We start from the raw sequence: 17,175 nt of genomic DNA, 5'->3' as shown, positions 1-17,175 counted from the left end.
GGGCGTGGCACCCTGTCCTACCGCGGGACGGCGGAAGGGGGCCGGCGCACATGCCGCCGGCCCCCGCGGCGTCGGACGTCAGTCCCGGCGCCCCTCCAGGCGCCGTACGTCGAACGACCAGATGCCCCGCCCGTGCGTGGCCGCGTAGAGCCGCCCGTCCGGGCCGAGCCGCACCTGCAGCGCGGCCGTGGTCGGCAGTGCGCGGCCCAGCGCCTCCCACTGCCCGGCGCCGGGCGCACGGTGGAAGACGGCCAGGTCGGTGCCGAGGGCCAGCCCGCCGTCGGGCAGCAGCCGGACCGAATCGGCCGGGACGTCCGGCAGGTTCGCCGAGATGTCGGTCCAGTCGGCGCCGCCGTTCCGCGACTCGAAGACGTGGCCGACGCCGGCGCCCGGGCCCTCGGTCCAGACGCGGGAGAATCCGTTGACGGCCAGGAACACGTGCTGCGGGTCGGCGGGGTCGGTCTCGAACGCGGAGAGGTAGCGGTTCGGGACCGTGCCGTCCGCCGGCAGGGCGAGCTGGTGCCAGCCGGTGCCGTCGGTGTTGCCGACCGCGATGCCGCGGGTGAAACCCTGGTTGTTGCACGGGCCGCACCAGGCGACGTAGGCCTTGCCGCCCGAGGCCGCGACGGCGGTCGCCACGTGACCGTCGCCCAGGTCGAAGGTGTTCTTCCACTCCGCGCCGCTGCGGATCGCGAAGCCCTTGGTCTGCACCCACACGTGCCGGCCGCCCGCGATCCAGGTGCCGGCGTCCTTCGCGTCGGCGGCGATCGGTGCGATGAAGCGGGCCCCGTTGCCCCCGAGGTCCTTGTCCGGCGGCGCCACTTCGTACTCGGTCGCCTTGGCGGGGTCGGTGCTCCAGGCGCCGTTGTTCACGCCGCAGTCCTGGGTGACCCACATGTCGAGGTACACGTATTCCTGGGCGATGTTGCAGCCGTTGGCGGGGTCGGTGATGGTGTCGGCGCCGTCGCCGCCGAAGTTGGAGCCCATGACCCTGTCGCGGCTGCGCAGCATCGACTGGCCGTTGTCCTGCAGGCCGCCGGTGACCGAGACGCCGCCGTACGTGCGGTCCCTGCCGATGCCGACCGAGTAGTACTGGAGGGTGTCGATCGTGCCGTCGGCCAGCGACTGCCAGTCCTTGGCATGGCCACCCGAGTCGACGGCGCCCTTGAGCGGACGGCGGTAGATGCCGCCGTCGTTGCCCACATACACCCAGGTCTTGCCGTGGTGACTGCCGACGGCGACGGCGTGCTGGTCGGAGTGGGTGGTCGGGAAGCAGTCACCGGTGCGCTTGGCCGGGTCGACGCTCCAGCAGGGGAAGGGGAAGTTCCAGTACGGGCCGGGGGTGATCCAGCTCGTGCCGCCGTTCTTCGTCTCGAAGACCTCTTCCAGACCGAGGTAGACGTGGTCCGGGTCGGCCGGGTCGACCTGGAGGAACTGGTTGTACCAGGACTGGACTCCCGGCATGTAGCCGGCGCCCTGCAGGGCCGAGCCGGACGCCTTGAGCTTCGGGTAGTCGGCGATCTGCGTCCACGGACCGGCGGGTGAGCCTGACTTGGAGACGTAGACGCCCTTCAGGCCGCTGTCCGGATTGCTGTTCGTCTGCGCCGGGGACTGGTCGACCGCGTACAGGCGGGAGCCGTCGGCGGCGGCCGCGAAGGTCACGTTGCCGACGTCGGCGCTGCCGGAAGGCAGGTCGCCGAGGGAGGACAGCCGCTGCCAGGTCCCGTTCTGCTTGCTGTAGAGGCCGTTGTAGGTGTCGCCGCCGCGCCAGCCGACCGCGAGGACGACCTTGGACGGGTCCTTGGGGTCGACCGCGATGTCGTTGGCGATGTTCTTGTAGGGGGCGGCGGGATCGGCCGCGAGTGAACCGCCGGGCAGATAGGCGGGGTTGGGGGCGAACTCCAGCGTCCACGGCCCGGAGAGGTCCGTGGTGGAGTGCGACCACACGCCGCGGCTGGTGGCCGCCCAGACGGCGTCTCCGGCGAAGCGCAGGGCGTGGATGACGGTGCTCTCCAGTTCCGGCCCGCCGACCCGGCCGCCGGGCCGGAAGGTGCCGTGCCGGGGGTCGGCGAGGGCGTAGACGCCGGTGCCGACGAAGGAGGTCGCACCGGTGTTGGACTCGCCGGTGGCGTACCAGAGGCGCCCGGCGTGGTCGAGGGCGAGCGTGCCCGTGGAGAGGGAGGGCAGGCTGTCGGCGATGGGCTGCCAGTGGCCGCCGCCCGTACGGGAGCGGAAGACACCGCCGTTGGCGCCGCCCGCGTAGACGTAGCCCCGGTCGTCCGCGGCGATGCCGGTGATCCGGCCGGTGACGTAGCCTGCGCCGCCGCTGGAGTTGGAGTTGATGTCGCGGTAGCGGGGGTCGTCGGAGTCGTAGGGACGCCGGGTGACGTGCGACCAGTTCCCGTCGGTGCGGGGCATCGACTGCAACTGCCGCCAGGCGGCCCCGTAGGCGCCCGGCGCGACCACGCCGGGGGCGGTGCGCGCCTCGGTGAACTGGGCCGAGGCCTCGGCCGAGTTCTCCGCCTCGTCGGAACCGCCGTCCCCGCCGGGGGACTCGACCGCGGCCATCCGGTGACCGGAGCGGACGAGGCGGCTGTGCTGCCAGCCGATGTCGGCCTGGTGGCGTGCGTGCCAGGGTCTGGGTCGGTGCTGCGGGTCGGTTGCCGCGTGGGACTGAGTGCCGATCAGCGCGAACGCTGCGCTCAGGACCACACAGGCCGCGTATCTCCGTCGGTGCCGTCGATACCGGTGAGGCGTCATGCCTGTCCCTCCCTGCGGCGGCCGCCGGATGCGGCCGGACCGAGGAGGGAGATTCTGGCGTGGCCACGTCAGTCAGGGAAGGTGGCCGCAGCGTCGGACCCGGGGCCGGGCCGCCGATGCACAGCGGCCAGGCCCCGTCCGGGTGTTCAGCCCTGCTCGGCGGCGCGGCGACGGCGCGCGACGACGACCATGCCGGCGCCCGCTGCGACGGCGGCGGCTCCGCCGCCGAGGGCCCACGGCACGGAGGCGTCCGCGCCGGTGGACGCCATCTCGCCGCCCTTGGCGGAGGCAGCGGCCGGAGCGTCCTTGGCGGAGGCGGTCTTCGCGGAGGACTTGCCGCCGTCCTGGGCCGGCTTGGCGGCGTCGTGGCCGGCGTCCTTCTTGTGCCCGTCACCGATGGACGGCTGCTCGGCGTCCTTCTTGCCCTTGTCCTCGGCGAGCTTGTTCTTGGCCGCCTCTTCGGCCGCCTCGTCCTTCTTGCGGGCCTCGTACTGGCCCGTTTCCAGGAAGTGCTTGAGGTCCTCGTCGGTACCGCGCAGCGCCTTCTTGCCGGCTTCCTTCACCGCCGGGCCGCCGTCGTTGATGATCTGGCTGACGCGCACCTCGTCGTCTTCGCGCTGCGCCGCATACCGGCCCTTCTCCAGGAACTCCTTGATGGCCTCGGCGCCACCGTCGTCGAGGACCTTGCTGCCGGCCGCCTGCACGGCAGGGCCGCCGGCGCTGATGATCGTCGAGACCCGGACCCGGTCGTCCTCGAGACGCGCCTGGTACTGGCCGACTTCGAGGAAATGACGCCGGTCCTCCGCGGTGCCGCTGAGCGCCTTGTTCGCCTCACGCTCAAGACCGCGGCCGATGGGCTGGCCGTTGAGCATCCGCAGGATCGCGAACTTGTTGTCCTCGTCCTGCTTCGCCGCCGACTCCGTGCCCTTGTCGCCCTTGCCGTCCTTGGTCTCCGACACCTTGTCGGGAGCCGAGTTGGCGGGCAGTTGCGCGCCGTCGGCGGCGGCCGCCGGGGAGGCGAACAGAACGGCCGGCGCTATCGCGGCGGCGGCAACGGCGGCCGAAAGACGGGTCAGCTTCACGCAGTACACCTACTTGCCCTGATAAGGATCTTGTAAATAGCCGACACCAGCTTATGTCATTTTTAGATATCTCTTGACCAAAATTGGCCCCTCACGCCCGGAGGTGCCGGGCGAAGAACGAGCGGACAGCGTTGCGCACTGCAGGCACGGACACGGACGGGTCGAGCGCGCCGACCATGTCGCGGCGGGCCTCCGCGGTCATGAGGCCCGCGGCCTGCAACTGGGGTGCCATGGCGGCGTAGTCGGTGAACACCCAGTGTGCGGCACCGTCGAACCGCGCCCGCCGGGCCCGTCCGCCCGAGCGGGTGAGCACGGCGGACCGGGAGCGCTCCAACTCCCGCCGGTGTGCGAAGCCTTCGGTGCCCAGCAGGAGCAACGGACGGTCCGTGCCGTTCCGTGCCGGGCGACCGGGAGCAACTCCCCCCGCTCGCCGGGGTGCTGCGGCGCCCGGTCCAGGTAGCCCTCCAGGTTCACAGCCGCGCCGATGCGGTGGTCCTCGTACATCGCCTGCGCCACGGCAGTGACGGCCCAGAGGAGGGCCTGCACACCGTCCGGAGCACGGACCCCGGCCTGGCGCGCTCCGAACCCGAACGGGTCCGCGCCGGGCACCCGGTGCCCGCCCCGGCATGGGTGCGCGATCTGCACCGGGGAGATGCGGGTGCGTGGCAACCGCTGCTCCGCGCGCAGCACGCGGCGTTCGAAATTCTGGTGCGTCCGGTGTGGTGCCTCCTACAGGACCTGCACCGGGCGGAGTTCACGCGTCATGCGCTGACCGTCGCCGAGCACGGCATCGGCACCGCGCTCGCCGCGCTCGTCCCCGGATCCCGACTGCGCGAGGACATCTGGGAGTTCGAGGGGCCCGTCGAGCAGGACGTCAGGCCGGACGGCCGGGGCCTGCTGCTCCTGCCCACGTTCCACTGGACCGGCCGGCCCCTCGTCGCCGATCCGCCCGCCGTGACCTACCCGGCCGGTCCCGGCCTGCCGCTCGCACCGGACGGGACCGGCGGAACGGACACGGCACTGGCCGGCGTACTGGGGCGGACCCGCTGCGAGATGCTGCTCCTGCTGGCGGAGGAGCACACCACCAGCGGGCTCGCCCGCCGCCTGGGGGTCAGCAACGCCGCCTGTTCACCCCACGCGGCCGCGCTGCGCGGCGCGGACCTGATCACGACGGTCCGCGCAGGACGGGCCGTGCTGCACCGGCGCACCGCCCTGGGGACTCTGCTGGTCCGGCAGCGCGGCGAGCGGTGACGGGACCAGGCCGCACAGGAACTCCCGGACCTGCGCGGTGAATTGCTCCGGAGCCGCAGCGTGGATCAGGTGCCCCACCGGGACCGTCGTCAACCGCGCATCCGGAATACGGCGGGCCAGCTCGGCAACACGCTCCTGCGGAAGGTGACTTCCCGGGCCGCCGGCCAGGACGAGGGTGCGCGCGGAGATCCTGCCCAGGTCGGCGAGCCAGCGCGGATCGGGGTCGTCGATCTGGCGCCGGACGGCGAGCACCATGTCCCAGTCGAAGGCGAGCTCGCCCTCCGGCCTGGGCGGGACGCTCCGCTCCCGGGGCAGCGGAGCGGCGACGTCCTCCAGGACCAGCCGGTGCACCCGCTCCGGGCACTTCGCCGCGAGGAGACAGGCCACGAGCCCGCCCATCGAGTGGGCGACGACGTCCACGCGCTCCAGCGCGAGGGCGTCCAGGAAGCCGATGACGTCGTCCCGCATCAGCGGCAGCGAGTACGCGCCCGGCCAGTCGCTGCGGCCGTGGCCGCGCAGATCGGGCGCATACACGCGCCGGTCGTGCGCGAAGGCGGGCGCCACGCCGTCCCAGTCCGCCGCGCCCTCCCCCAGGCCGTGCAGGAGGACGAGCGGCGGAGCGGCCGGCGGGCCGGAGACGCGGTAGGCGAGGCGGATGCCGCCGGCCTCGACGGAAAAGTGATCAGCCACGGGCCGAAGCTACCCGTTGGGCCGAACCATCGATCCCGTGTTCACCCGCAGCCGAACGGTCAGGCGGCGCAGAGCGGGTGGCCCCAGCCCTTGGGGCCCTTGGAGATCGACTCCCCGACCGCGTACGACTGCCCGCAGGGGCACCGGCCGGCGAACTTCGCCTTGATCGTCCCGGCTGTGCGGCCGGCCTTCGGCTTGGACGCGGTCCGCTTGGCCGGTGCGCCGGAGGAGGACGCAACAGGCTGGGCCGGTACGGGCAGCTCGGTGTGCCCGTGGGACGTGCCCGCGGCCTCCTGGGCCACCGCGGCGTCGCTGGCGGCCTTGTCCGCGATGGCGTTCAGTGGATCGCCGTTCACCTGGTGTGCCGGCACGTAGACGAAGTCGACCGTGCGGCCGGTCAGCAGGGCGTCGATGCGGACGACGAGCTCGCGGTTGGCGACCGGGGAACCGGAAGCGGTCTTCCAGCCCTTCCGCTTCCACCCCGGGAGCCACTTGGTCACCGCGTTCATCGCGTACTGCGAGTCCATGCGCACCTGGAGGGGCACGGCCGGGTCGGTGGCCTCCAGCAACCGTTCCAGAGCCGTCAGCTCCGCGACGTTGTTGGTCGCCCTGCCCAGGGGGCCGGCCTCCCATCGCTGGGGAGCGCCCGCCGTGTCGGCGACGACCCAGGCCCAGGCCGCGGGTCCCGGGTTGCCCTTCGAGGCTCCGTCGCAGGCGGCGATGATGTGTTCAGACATCCCTCGATCATGCCATTGGTTGCGGCCGCGCAGCGCAAGGGCGGCGGCACCCTGACCGGGTGCCGCCGCCCTTGCGTGTTTTGTCTGGCGGCTCTTAGTAGGCGGAGTTGACGCTGTCCATGGAGCCGTACTTGTCGGCGGCGTAGTTGCAGGAGGCGACGATGTTGGCGACCGGGTCGTAGATGTCCCAGGAGGTGCCCTCGACGTGGTACGCCTTGAACGTCGGGTCGATGATCTGCAGCAGGCCCTTCGAGGGGATGCCGTTCTGGGCGTTGACGTCCCAGTCGTTGACCGCCTGGGGGTTGCCGGTCGACTCACGCATGATGTTGCGCTTGATGCCCTCGTACGAGCCCGGGATGCCCTTGGCCTTCATGACATCCAGCGCCTGCGTGATCCAGCCGTCCAGATTGTCACCGTAGGCCTTGGGGGCCGCAGCGGCGGCCTCGGCCTTGGCCGGGGCGCGCTCGGCGGAGCGGCTCGCGGCCGGGGCGGTGCGCTCGGCACCCGTCTTGGCAGCGGCGGCGGTGGTCCTGGCCTGGGCGGCGGCGGTGGCGGTCTGCTTGCTCAGCTCGTCCTGCTGCGTCTCGCCGAAGGCCTTGGCGTTCTGCGCGACCGTCTTGACGGCCGGGGCGGCGCTGGCGGTGCCGGCACCCACGGCGGCCAGGGCGACGGCGGCGACGCCGGTCGCCGCAACAGCAGCGGCGGAGAACTTGTGGGCCTTGGGCAGAGCGGTATAGCCGGAGATGGTGGAGCGCATGAGCGAGAAGATCCCTTTCAGTCGCGAAGTCGCAGTGGCCGTCATTGGCGCAAAAGAAGCGCCGTGTCCCGATCGACGGCGCCGTGCGACCCGACCAGTGTTAGCCGCGGAAAAATCCCCTGGCAAAGGTGTGACCTACTACCGAACCGGGCGGAAAGGGGCACCCCGAAGACCAGCAGAATGCCCGAATTGACCGCATAGGCAGCCCACTACCGCGGGTCGTATGTGACCTGGGCCCTATGGGTGCCCTCACAAGCCAGGCCCCCCGCGGTCACGCTGCGCTGGGCACCGGTGACTGTTGTTCGGGGCTCCGCCCCCACGCCGACACCGTGAACTGCGGGATGTCGACGAAGGCCGGATCGTCGAGCAGCCGCTCGAACTCCTCCAGATCGGCCTCCGTCAGCGCGCCCTCCGCGAGGAGCCCCGGTGCCGCCTGAGCGATGATCGGGCGCCAGCGGTCCTTGGCGAGGCCTCCCATGCAGGCGAGCCTGCCGGTGAAGTCGACCCCCTCCAGCCCGCTGCGGGCCAGCAGCGCGGGGAGTCCACGGGCCCAGGTCAGGTCGGTGCCGCGGGCGCCGAGCCGATCGCCGTAGGCGGCCATCAGGCGCCGGACCACGGGAAAGGGAGAGGTGTCGGCCGGCAGCTGGTACGGCTCCTCGACGACCAGCCGGCCGCCCGGGGCGAGCCGGCCGGCCGCGCGGGCGACGAGGCGGTCCCGTTCCGGAAGGTGACAGAAGAGGTACCGGGCGTGAATGAGGTCGAAGCCGCCCGGCGCGAAGTCGTCGCAGGTGACGTCGGCCTCCTGGACGACCAGGTTCGGTGCGCGGCCGCCGTCGAGCCGGTGGGTGTCGATGTCGACGGCGACCACGCGCCCGTCCGGGCAGCGCTCGGCGAGCCAGTACGCGATGGAGCCGGCGCCCGCGCCCAGTTCGAGGCAGTGCCAGTCCGGTGCCGGGGACAGGCCCTCCAGGACGGAGACCGTGTGGGCATCCGTGCTGCGCTGAATGGACTCCAGGCGTTCCTGCTCACCGGCGGAGGACATGGGGGTTCGGCTCCTACTGCTTGAGGGCGACGCCGGACGCGGACTCGGTCGGCAGCTGCTGGGAGGGGCAGCCGTCCAGGACCTTCTTCATGGCGTCGCGTTCGTCGGGGGTGACCCACAGCTTGTACTGCTTCTTCACCGCGATCTGCCGGGCCACGTAGGTGCAGTCGAAGCCCTTGTTGGCGGGGAGCCAGGCCGAGGCGTTCTTGTCGCCCTTGCCCATGTTGGCCGGCCCGTCCGCCGCGACGAGGTTGAGGGGATCGTTCGCGAGGGCCTCGCGCCGGTCCTGGGGGATTTTCTGCGCGCCGGTCTGCCATGCGTCCGACAGGGCCACTATGTGGTCGATCTGCACCGCCGAGGACTTCGGGCCGCGCTCGAAGCGGATCGTTTTGCCGGTGTAGGGATCGGCGAGGGTGCCGGAGGCGACGACGCACTTCGAACCGGCTTCGAACTGAGGGTTCTTCAGGTCGCGGCGCAGTATGTCGTTGCGGGTGTCGCACTTGTTGCCCCCGCCGGGGGCGCTCGTGGAGTCCGACCATGCGGTGCCGAACTGCTTGGTGCGGTCGTAACCGTCCTTGGACGCCGCCTTCTTCACGGGCAGTGCGGCGAGGGCCGCTTGCGCGGACCCGGGCCTGCCGTCACTGTCGGCCGTGCCTTTGTGGCCGCCGCCGGAACATCCGGCCAGGGCCAGGGGGAGCAGCAGGGCTGCGACGACGGTGCGGGTGCGCGCGGACAACGGGGGCCTCGTCTCTTCTCTCTTGACTGATCGTTTACTGCAGAGGCTCCACGATACGTGCGACTTGACCTCAATCTTGGTCGAGGTTCTACGTTCGGGTCATGAACTACTCACACCCCGACGCCGAACTCGTCAACCAGCCCATCGGCTACTGGAGCTGGGCCGCGTACAAGGCGGTCATCCATCACATCCGGTCCGGGCTGGCCGAGTTCGGCGTGAGCCAGCCCCAGTGGTGGGTCCTGAGCCAGGCGAGCGGCGAACACAGGAAGACCCGTGCCGAGGTGACCGCGCTCCTCCAGAACTACCTCGACGTGCAGGACATCCTTCAGGGCGAGATCGACGACCTCGTCGGACGGGAGTTGATCGTCTTCGACGAGGCGGGCCTGCTCCGGCCGACGGCCGAGGGCGAAGCCGTCCACCGAAAGTGCGCGGAGCGGCAGAAGGCCATGTGGGCGGAGCGGCACGACGGCATCACGGACGAGGAGTACCTCGTCACCCTCAAGGTGCTGCAGCGGATGATCCACAACACGGGCGGGCGGGCCTGGCACCACTGAGCACCATTCGGCTTGCGCGCGTGCCGCACTCCTGTACTGCGGGAACGCCCTTGTGGTACACGGTAGTTGACACACAGTGCCCGACTGCGGGAGGCGGGGGAATGAGCGACAGGGTCAGCGGCGTGGTGCGCTGGTTCAACCAGGCCAGGGGATACGGCTACATCAACGGTGACGACGGGTCCGAGGTGCGGGTCGGCCGTGAGGCCATCGACGACCTCACCTTCGTCACCGAGGGCATGCGGGTGACGTACGTGCCCGCCATGGACACGGACGGCACCGTCCACGCGGAGCACGTGCGCGTCGTGGAGTGAGGCGGACGGGGCAGGAAGGCGCGGGTCACTCCGGTGCCACCGCGCCGACCTCCTTCTCCCGGCCGCCCGGGTGGCGGTGGCGCCAGATCCAGAAGACCGCGCAGGACACCGCCGCCCATACCCCCAGCACCACGAAGGGGAGGGCGTGCTGGTGGCTCCGGAAGTACACCGCCGTGTGCTGGGCGTTGACCGAGGCGCCCGGCGGGAGCCAGCGGCCGATCGAGCCCAGCAGGGACGGCAGCAGCGGCCAGGAGACCGCGCCGCCGGAGGACGGGTTGCCCAGCAGGACCAGCACGCCCCACGCCGGGATCATCGCCCACCGGCCGATGAGGGTGTTGCACATGGTGAAGAACATCCCCGACGTGAACATCGTGAACGCCAGGATCAGCCAGGACTCGACGAACGGCAGCCGCAGTGCGCCCAGTCCCCAGTCCACGACGGCCGCGATGGCGAAGCCGCCCAGGAGCGCGTAGGCGAGGGTGAAGGCGATGCGCTCGGCCGGGGTGAGGCCGCGGGCGTGCACGCTCAGCTGGATGGAGCCGACCATCCCGACGACCACCGCGGCGAGCGTGATGTAGAAGAGGGCGAGGCCCCGTGGGTCGCCCGGCTGGAGCGGGTTGATGTCCCGCACGGTCACCGGCACGCCGGTGGCCGTGCCGACCTTGGGCGCAGCCGTGGCCAGCAGCTGCGCCACGGTGGCTCCGGAGGCCCCGGAGACGTCCAGTGCGGGGGTACCGGGGCGCTCCCGGAGGATCGCGTAGACCCGCTGTTCGTCCACCGCATCAAGGGCTGCCCCGTAGGTGCCGTAGTGGTGCAATTCCAGTTCGGCGCCCAGCGCCTTCTCCATCCCCTGGATGAACGCGGCGCGCTCGACCTTGGACGCGGGCACCCCGGTGACGGCCACCGGGACGCGGTGCGGCGTGGGGTTGGCCATGGCGTAGCTGTACGAGCCGGCGAACAGCCCGGCGGCCGCGGCCACGAGGAGGACGAGCACCGTGGCCGGCAGGAACGGCGAGTGACGGAACGCCGTCCAGAGCTCGCCGGGGCGCTTGCGCCGCCCGACGGCGTCGGCACGGTCTCCGCCCTCGCCGCTCCCATCCGCCATGGGGTCACCATAAGCGGATATGCCGGATTCAGCAGGAATCGATGGAACTCAGCGAGCCGGGCCGTCCTGCACCCTGACGGTCACCTTCCAGAGGATGACCAGGTGGGGACACACCCGCCCCGGCTGCGGAACGCAGCGCTCGTAGGCCGAGATGCCCGCCGTGCCGGGCCCCTGCATCTGGAAGTCCGCCATCGCGCTGCCGTCCTCGGACGTCAACGCCGCTGCCCGGTCGGCGACTTCGGGATCGTCCGCCGTCGGCAGGCTCCACGTCCAGGTGGCGTACGACGAGCGGGATCCGGTGAGCCGGACCTGCAGGTCCGTACCGCTCTGCACGGTCAGCGTGCGGCCGTTGTCGGCATTGGTGAGCGTCACATCGACGACGTCCGCAGCCCTGGCCGGGGCGGGGGGTGCCGCAACGCCCAGCAGCGCTCCCACGGCCAGTGGCACGGTCAGCAAGGCAGTGAGCCTCATTCGTCCGTCCTCACGTGTGTCGGGGGGTGTCTGACCGCCCACCACACTGCCCGCCCGGCCCGGAACTGTCCTCACCACATCACGCCATCTCCCGGCCGCCCTGCTCCTCACTGCCGCGCCGCTCGCGCCACGTCGCGAGAACCTCCTCCACGTCGAACGGGGCGAGGTTCAGCGGCGGTCCGGGCGGCGGCATCCTGAGGGCCGCGGCGATCTTCTCGTTGATCTCCGCGACGATCCGCCGGACCTGCGCCTCCGTCCTGGCCTCCGCCGCGGCGGCCAGGGCGTCCTCGGCCTCCTTGCGCAGGGCGAGCGCCGGCGGGAGGAAGGAGATCTGCTCGCGGCGCATCTTCTCCTTGACCCACCAGTTCTCGTCGTAGGGCCGGTGCTCGTCGCCGGGCAGGGGCTTGCCGAAGCCGGGAAGGTCCGCGAAGTCGCCCCGCTCCTCCGCGGTGCGGATCTGCTGCTCGACCCATGTCTCGAAGCGGACACCGGGCGGTTTGCGTTCGGTCACCGTGCGCTCCTTCCAGGAACCGTCGGCCCGGCCCCGCGCCGGGCTTCCCGCCTCCAGTGTGCCGGTCGCCGGCGCGCTACTGCCCGCGGACCTCGACGCAGGCGTGCCCGTAGTGCTCGGGCTTGTCGTCCTTGCCGTTGCCGTCGGCCTGCTTCCAGCCGTCGATGCAGATCTTCGTGCGGTCGGGGACGGAACGGCCCAGGGCCATGCCGTACTTCTGGCCGGCGCGCCAGTGCCGCGAGGCGCTCCGGCCCTGGAGGCCGGGAGGGCCGTGCAGCTCGAAGTAGCCGAAGAAGTCACCGCCCTTCGCGGGCGTGGCCGTGGCCCGGGCGACGTACCGGCCGTTGTTGTCGACGGTGAGGCAGACCGGCCCTCCGCACGCCGAGCCCGCGAAGGCCGCGGGGCCGGAGGCCAGGAACACCGCCGTGGCGCCCACCGCACTCACCATCGTGCGCATCACCCAACGCGCTTTCGCCACCGTACTCTTCATCCGCTCCGCCCTCCGCAGTCCCGGTAACGGTCCCCATGACCGTCCGTCACCCGCCGAGGCTGGCAGCAATCCCCGCGCCGTACGCCCCCATTGCGGGAGGAAACCCCCGAAGGGGGGATGCGTAAACAGACCGCGCGCCCCCATGCAACCGTTTCGCTCCCCCATGGGTCATACACCATGCATCTCCCATTGAGCCCATTGAGGAGAGAACAGGGGGAACGTTGATGTATATGTCAGTACGTCGTGCAGCGGCTGTCGGCGCATCCGCGCTGCTGATTGCTTCGGGCACGCTCCTGGCCGCCGTTCCGGCCGGCGCCCGGACGCCCGCGGCTGCACCGGCCGCCGTGGCGAAGCCGGTCCCGCCGAAGGGCAAGGTGGTCTCCAAGCTGCCGCTGTCCGTACGCGAGCGTCCGACGCAGGCGTCCAAGTACCTCGGCGCGCTCAAACCGGGGACGGTCGTCGAACTGTCCTGCAAGAGGCACGGGTCGAATGTGAACGGGAACGACCTGTGGTACCTGCTCGGCAACGGGAAGCCCGGCTACGTCGCTGCGCGTTATGTGCAGAACCTGTCGCCGGTGCCGCTGTGCAAGTGAGGCGCGCGAGCACGAGATGAAGCGCGGGGGCGGGCCGGGCCCGCCCCCGCCGTCTCACTGCCGGAGGGCACGCTCCACGGCGTCGAAGACGCGGTGGATCAGGGCCCGTTGCTCGTCGGCGAAGTCCTCCGCGCGCTCGCCGGCCATGAGGCGGCGGACCGCGGTGAGGTAGGCGGTGCGGTAGGCCGCGACGGTCAGCGCCGCGGCCAGGCGCGGGCCTTCGCCGCCCGGGCCGGCACCGGCTCCCTCCGCTCCCGTCCCCTCCGCTCCCGTCCCCTCCGCGATGGCCTCGGCCAGCGCCTCCTCCACCTCCTCGACGCCTTCGCGGGCACGGGCCTGCAGGGCGGGCGAGTCGACGATGACCTGCCAGAAGCTCACGAACCGGTCGGCCACCCCCGCCAACGGGTGCCGCTGGTCGTGGAGTTCGAGCAGCATGCGGCGCACCGCCTCCGTCGGGGAGTGCTCCGGTTCCCGCTCGCGGACCGCGCGGCCGACGAGTTCGACGGCTTCCGGGATGCGGTCGAGGAAGAGGTCCTCCTTGCGCGGGAAGTAGTTGAAGACCGTCATGGCCGAAACCTGTGCGGCCTCCGCGACCTCGGCGACGGTGACGCTGTCGAAGCCGCGCGCGCAGAACAGCTCCGTGGCCGCGTCGGAGATGCGCTTCCGCGTCTGCTGTTTCTTCCGTTCGCGCAGCGTCAGGCGCTGCGGGGCCGGCTGCCGGGCCCCCGGGTCCTCGTTGTGATCTTCCACGCCAAAATTATATAGCGGCCACATCTTTTTAGTGACTACAGTAATCGCCATGGATGACAAGACCCAGGAAGTCAGGGCCACGGACTACGACGTCGTGGTGGCGGGCGCCGGTCCCACGGGCCTCATGCTGGCCTGCGAGCTCGCGCTGGCGGGGACGGCCGTGGTCGTCGTCGAGCGGCTGCCGGAGCCCGACGGGACGATCAAGGCGGGGGCCATCAACACGCCGAGCGCGGTGGCCTTCGACCGGCGGGGCCTGCTGCCCGCGATGGCCGCGGTGCAGAAGCTCCGCCTCGCGGAGGTCACGGAGTTCCTGCAGGCGCACGCCCCCGACGAACAGACGCGGAAGGGCGCGCCGAAGTTCGCGGGCCACTTCGCGGGCATACCGATGTTCGGCGACCTGCTGGACACGTCCGACCCGGACTTCGCCCACCTCGGCCCGGCGGCCGACGTCGGCCTGGTGCCCCAGGCCGACCTGGAGCGGGTGCTCCTGGAGCGCGCCGCCGCCCTGGGCGTGGAGCTGCGGCGGGGCGTGGAGATCGAGGGATTCGACGCGGACGACGAGGGCGTGAGCGTCCGCACGGGTCAGGGGACGATCCGCGCGGGCTGGCTGGCCGGCTGCGACGGCGGCCGCAGCACGGTGCGGCGGCTCGCGGGCTTCGACTTCCCCGGCACGGCCCCGGAGATCACCGGCCATCAGGCCGTGGTGGAGCTGGAGGGCGCGGAGGCCCTGGGAAGCGGCTGGCAGACCACCGACACCGGCATCTTCGTCCACGGCCCCTTCCCCGGCCGGATCCTCACCGTCGAGTTCGACGGCCCGCCGGCCGACCGGGACGCGCCGGTGACCGCCGAGGAGCTGGAGACGAGCCTGCGCAAGGTCTCCGGAGCGGATGTCCGGGTCACCAAGGTGCTCACCGCCACCCGCTTCACCGACAACGCCCGCCAGGCGAGCACCTACCGCAAGGGTCGCGTCCTGCTGGCCGGTGACGCGGCGCACGTGCACTCGCCGTTCGGCGGCCAGGGGCTGAACCTGGGCATCGGCGATGCGATGAACCTGGGCTGGAAGCTGGCCGCCACGGTGCACGGCACGGCCCCCGAGGGCCTGCTCGACACCTACACGGCCGAGCGGCACCCCATCGGCGCGTGGGTGCTGGAGTGGACCCGGGCGCAGATCGCCGTCATGCGGCTGACGCCGCACGCGCAGGCGATGCGCAACGTCGTGCGCGATCTGATGGGGACGGTCACGGGCACCACGTACTTCGTCAAGAAGATCCTGGGCGTCTGGCAGACGTACGACCTGCCGGGCGACCATCCGCTGACGGGCCAGAGTGCGCCGGACCTCGTCCTCGCCGACGGCACGCGGCTGGCCGACCATCTCCACGACGGCAAGGCGCTGTTGCTCGATCTCGGCGCCGCCGGGCCCGGTCTCCCGGACCGGGCCGAGGGGTTCGGGGACCGGGTGCGGACGGTCACGGCCGGATGCACCTCGCATCCCGAACTGGCGGCGCTGCTGGTGCGGCCCGACGGCTTCGTCGCGTGGGCGACGGACAGCGAGGAGCTCGACGGGCTCGACGCCGCGCTCGGGCAGTGGTTCGGGGCGCCTCAGCCACGCGGCGCGAGCAGCACGACCGCGGCGGAGTAGGGGGCGAGGGCGGTGGGCACCCGGCCGTGCTGCGTGGCCGGGTCCTTGTCGCCCTGCTGCCAGGTCAGCGTGCGGTCGGCGCGGTAGCCGCGGGGCAGGTTCAGACGGACCTTCTGTGTCTGCCGGAGGTCCTTGTTGACCAGCACGACCGCGAGCGTGCCGTCGGCCCGGCGGACCGCGTGCGCGGTGAGGGTGGTGCTGCCGCCGGAGACGGCGGTGGCGAGGGTGCTGCCGCCGCCCTTGAGCGCGGTGGTCAGCAACTGCATCGTGTAGTACGGCGCGAAGGGGGTGCCCACCGGGGGCTCGCACTGCTGCCCCTTCTTGCCGGCGGAGTTCTTCCCGGCGATGTTCTTGCCGTCGGGTACGCACACTCCGGACGACAGCAGGCCGAGTTCGCCCCAGTTGTCGGTACCCATGTTCAACGGGCCGTTGTACAGGGCCCACCAGTCGACGGCGGAGGCGCCGTTCTCCAGGAGCGACAGGTTGCTGTCCAGCAGGTAGAGGGCCCCCACGGCGTTGATCTGCTGCTGAGTGGCGTTGAGGGTCGCGGAGTTGCTCTCGCCGACGGTGATGCCGATGCGGTGTCCCCGCCCCGCGGCCCGGTCCAGGTCGGTGCGCAGGGCGCGCAGGACGGGGCCGGTGGCCGCGGTGTCGGCCAGCACGTCGGCGTCGCTCTGCTTCTGGCCGAAGGCGGCGTGGTACCAGTGGATGTCGGCGAAGTCGACGGCGCGGGCCAGGCCGGGGGTGTTGAGGACGGTGTCGTCCCACTCCTTCATGGCCTTGTTGAAGCCGGGGTCGGTCAGCCTCGCCGGGTCGTAGGGGAACAGCTCGATGCCGATCCGGATGCCGGGGTCGACCGCCTTCATCGCCTCGGCGTAGGCGATGACGTTGCGGGCGTAGGCGGCCGGGGACTTGTCGGCGTGGGCGTCGGGCTCGTGCGGGAAGTCCCGGCCGGGGACGGTGAACCATCCGTTGAGGTAGGTCTCCTCGCCGATGACCCAGTCGCGGACGCCGTAGTGGCGGGTCTTGTTGGCGTAGCGCACCCAGGCGGCCGCCTCGCGGGGGTCGCCGGGCTTGGGATGTCCGGGGGTGCTGGGGTCGGCCTTGGTGTCGGTCGGGCCCGTCCCGTAGTTGACGTGCACGAGCATGCGGGCGCCGGCGGCGCGTGCGGTGGCGGCGAACCGGTCGAAGCCGAACTCCGGGTTCAGATCCTGGTATCCGCCGTTGTCCTTGCCGTTGGGGTCGGGGCTCAGCCAGCCGCCGTGGTCGAAGTGGTAGAGGTCGGTGGGCCCTCCGGCGTTGAAGGAGAGCGTTCTGATGCCCGCCTTGCGGATGAGGCCGGGTGTCCTGGCATCCTTCACGTAGGGGTTCCAGAAGGGTGTGTTGACGCCGATCGCGGTGGCGGGGACGGTGTTGGTGACCCGCCCGCCGACCGTGATCTCCGCACCGTCCGGTGCTCCCGCCGCCGCGCCGGGCGCCGCGGCGATTCCCGCCAGGGCGGCGGTGGCGGCGGCTAAGGCGATGATGCGCTTGAACAAGGCCAAGTCCTCTCGGTGGATGAACCGTTGTGTTCACCATCGTCGCAAGTGAGCGGCGCTTCGAGGCAGTTGGCTGTGTCACCGGTGCACGCTGACAGATGTCACATGGGGAACGCGGGCCGCGGCCGCCCTCGCAGCGGCGGCGGCCGGACCGAGCG

The 17,175-nt window shown here is 71.6% G+C and carries 18 protein-coding genes; 4 read left to right on the top strand and 14 right to left on the bottom strand.

The window, feature by feature from the left end; genetic code table 11:
* Window positions 1-78: 78 nt before the first annotated feature.
* The 8 genes from ACLHRZ_RS03050 to ACLHRZ_RS03015 all read right to left on the bottom strand — a co-directional run bounded on the left by ACLHRZ_RS03050 (window position 79) and on the right by ACLHRZ_RS03015 (window position 9,055).
* A complete protein-coding gene (locus tag ACLHRZ_RS03050; protein WP_490416630.1) occupies window positions 79-2,760 on the bottom strand; it encodes a glycosyl hydrolase in 2,682 nt (893 codons plus the stop codon).
* A gap of 146 nt (window positions 2,761-2,906) precedes the next feature.
* Window positions 2,907-3,842 (bottom strand): ALF repeat-containing protein, encoded by a 936-nt coding sequence (locus ACLHRZ_RS03045; RefSeq protein ID WP_490416629.1) that lies wholly within the window; start codon window positions 3,840-3,842, stop codon window positions 2,907-2,909.
* Between the two features lie 91 nt (window positions 3,843-3,933).
* The gene (locus tag ACLHRZ_RS03040) at window positions 3,934-4,218 is read right to left on the bottom strand and encodes a hypothetical protein (protein WP_490416628.1); all 285 of its coding nucleotides are present in this window, start codon (window positions 4,216-4,218) and stop codon (window positions 3,934-3,936) included.
* A 752-nt stretch (window positions 4,219-4,970) separates the two neighbouring features.
* Window positions 4,971-5,783 (bottom strand): alpha/beta fold hydrolase, encoded by an 813-nt coding sequence (locus tag ACLHRZ_RS03035; RefSeq protein ID WP_490416627.1) that lies wholly within the window; start codon window positions 5,781-5,783, stop codon window positions 4,971-4,973.
* A gap of 59 nt (window positions 5,784-5,842) precedes the next feature.
* A complete protein-coding gene (locus ACLHRZ_RS03030; protein ID WP_490416626.1) occupies window positions 5,843-6,520 on the bottom strand; it encodes a ribonuclease H family protein in 678 nt (225 codons plus the stop codon).
* Window positions 6,521-6,614: 94 nt separating this feature from the next.
* Window positions 6,615-7,277: a transglycosylase SLT domain-containing protein gene (locus ACLHRZ_RS03025; protein WP_490416625.1), complete on the bottom strand. Its 663-nt coding sequence runs from the start codon at window positions 7,275-7,277 to the stop codon at window positions 6,615-6,617.
* Between the two features lie 271 nt (window positions 7,278-7,548).
* On the bottom strand, window positions 7,549-8,319 hold the full coding sequence (locus ACLHRZ_RS03020) for a class I SAM-dependent methyltransferase (protein WP_490416624.1): 771 nt from the start codon (window positions 8,317-8,319) through the stop codon (window positions 7,549-7,551).
* Window positions 8,320-8,332: 13 nt separating this feature from the next.
* A complete protein-coding gene (locus ACLHRZ_RS03015; RefSeq protein WP_490416623.1) occupies window positions 8,333-9,055 on the bottom strand; it encodes an HNH endonuclease family protein in 723 nt (240 codons plus the stop codon).
* A gap of 101 nt (window positions 9,056-9,156) precedes the next feature.
* On the opposite strand from ACLHRZ_RS03015, the gene ACLHRZ_RS03010 reads away from it, so the two are divergent.
* Window positions 9,157-9,609 (top strand): MarR family transcriptional regulator, encoded by a 453-nt coding sequence (locus tag ACLHRZ_RS03010; RefSeq protein WP_490416622.1) that lies wholly within the window; start codon window positions 9,157-9,159, stop codon window positions 9,607-9,609.
* Between the two features lie 101 nt (window positions 9,610-9,710).
* Window positions 9,711-9,920, top strand: a complete 210-nt coding sequence (locus ACLHRZ_RS03005) for a cold shock domain-containing protein (RefSeq protein WP_490416621.1) — start codon at window positions 9,711-9,713, stop codon at window positions 9,918-9,920.
* A 25-nt stretch (window positions 9,921-9,945) separates the two neighbouring features.
* Here ACLHRZ_RS03005 and ACLHRZ_RS03000 read toward each other — a convergent pair whose 3' ends face one another.
* From ACLHRZ_RS03000 to ACLHRZ_RS02985, 4 genes are all read right to left on the bottom strand, one after another.
* On the bottom strand, window positions 9,946-11,025 hold the full coding sequence (locus tag ACLHRZ_RS03000; protein WP_490416620.1) for an ABC transporter permease: 1,080 nt from the start codon (window positions 11,023-11,025) through the stop codon (window positions 9,946-9,948).
* 48 nt (window positions 11,026-11,073) lie between these two features.
* Window positions 11,074-11,496: a hypothetical protein gene (locus ACLHRZ_RS02995; protein ID WP_490416619.1), complete on the bottom strand. Its 423-nt coding sequence runs from the start codon at window positions 11,494-11,496 to the stop codon at window positions 11,074-11,076.
* A 79-nt stretch (window positions 11,497-11,575) separates the two neighbouring features.
* A complete protein-coding gene (locus ACLHRZ_RS02990; protein ID WP_490416618.1) occupies window positions 11,576-12,007 on the bottom strand; it encodes a DnaJ family domain-containing protein in 432 nt (143 codons plus the stop codon).
* Between the two features lie 76 nt (window positions 12,008-12,083).
* Entirely contained in the window at window positions 12,084-12,485 is a 402-nt protein-coding gene (locus ACLHRZ_RS02985) for a hypothetical protein (RefSeq protein WP_490416617.1), read from the bottom strand.
* A gap of 242 nt (window positions 12,486-12,727) precedes the next feature.
* On the opposite strand from ACLHRZ_RS02985, the gene ACLHRZ_RS02980 reads away from it, so the two are divergent.
* Window positions 12,728-13,090 carry an SH3 domain-containing protein gene (locus ACLHRZ_RS02980; protein WP_490416616.1) on the top strand — a complete coding sequence of 121 codons (363 nt, stop codon included), beginning with the start codon at window positions 12,728-12,730 and terminating at the stop codon, window positions 13,088-13,090.
* Window positions 13,091-13,144: 54 nt separating this feature from the next.
* On the opposite strand, the gene ACLHRZ_RS02975 is transcribed toward ACLHRZ_RS02980, so the two are convergent.
* Window positions 13,145-13,840: a TetR/AcrR family transcriptional regulator gene (locus tag ACLHRZ_RS02975; protein ID WP_490416615.1), complete on the bottom strand. Its 696-nt coding sequence runs from the start codon at window positions 13,838-13,840 to the stop codon at window positions 13,145-13,147.
* 49 nt (window positions 13,841-13,889) lie between these two features.
* Here ACLHRZ_RS02975 and ACLHRZ_RS02970 point away from each other — a divergent pair, with 49 nt between their 5' ends.
* Window positions 13,890-15,479, top strand: coding sequence for an FAD-dependent monooxygenase (locus ACLHRZ_RS02970; RefSeq protein WP_490416614.1), 1,590 nt, complete (start codon window positions 13,890-13,892; stop codon window positions 15,477-15,479).
* Here ACLHRZ_RS02970 and ACLHRZ_RS02965 read toward each other — a convergent pair.
* Window positions 15,440-17,017 carry a hypothetical protein gene (locus ACLHRZ_RS02965; protein ID WP_490416613.1) on the bottom strand — a complete coding sequence of 526 codons (1,578 nt, stop codon included), beginning with the start codon at window positions 17,015-17,017 and terminating at the stop codon, window positions 15,440-15,442. The two genes, ACLHRZ_RS02970 and ACLHRZ_RS02965, sit on opposite strands and share 40 nt — an antisense overlap.
* Window positions 17,018-17,175 lie beyond the last annotated feature (158 nt).

Source organism: Streptomyces sp. AM25 (assembly GCF_058146165.1).
This window is presented reverse-complemented; position numbering and strand designations above follow the sequence as displayed.

Bases quoted from the DNA above. Each gene is read 5' to 3' on its own strand.
- ACLHRZ_RS03050 (WP_490416630.1), bottom strand. From the start codon at position 2,760: ATGACGCCTCACCGGTATCGACGGCACCGACGGAGATACGCGGCCTGT.
- ACLHRZ_RS03030 (WP_490416626.1), bottom strand. From the start codon at position 6,520: ATGTCTGAACACATCATCGCCGCCTGCGACGGAGCCTCGAAGGGCAAC.
- ACLHRZ_RS03025 (WP_490416625.1), bottom strand. From the start codon at position 7,277: ATGCGCTCCACCATCTCCGGCTATACCGCTCTGCCCAAGGCCCACAAG.
- ACLHRZ_RS03020 (WP_490416624.1), bottom strand. From the start codon at position 8,319: ATGTCCTCCGCCGGTGAGCAGGAACGCCTGGAGTCCATTCAGCGCAGC.
- ACLHRZ_RS03010 (WP_490416622.1), top strand. From the start codon at position 9,157: ATGAACTACTCACACCCCGACGCCGAACTCGTCAACCAGCCCATCGGC.
- ACLHRZ_RS03005 (WP_490416621.1), top strand. From the start codon at position 9,711: ATGAGCGACAGGGTCAGCGGCGTGGTGCGCTGGTTCAACCAGGCCAGG.
- ACLHRZ_RS03000 (WP_490416620.1), bottom strand. From the start codon at position 11,025: ATGGCGGATGGGAGCGGCGAGGGCGGAGACCGTGCCGACGCCGTCGGG.
- ACLHRZ_RS02995 (WP_490416619.1), bottom strand. From the start codon at position 11,496: ATGAGGCTCACTGCCTTGCTGACCGTGCCACTGGCCGTGGGAGCGCTG.
- ACLHRZ_RS02980 (WP_490416616.1), top strand. From the start codon at position 12,728: ATGTCAGTACGTCGTGCAGCGGCTGTCGGCGCATCCGCGCTGCTGATT.
- ACLHRZ_RS02970 (WP_490416614.1), top strand. From the start codon at position 13,890: ATGGATGACAAGACCCAGGAAGTCAGGGCCACGGACTACGACGTCGTG.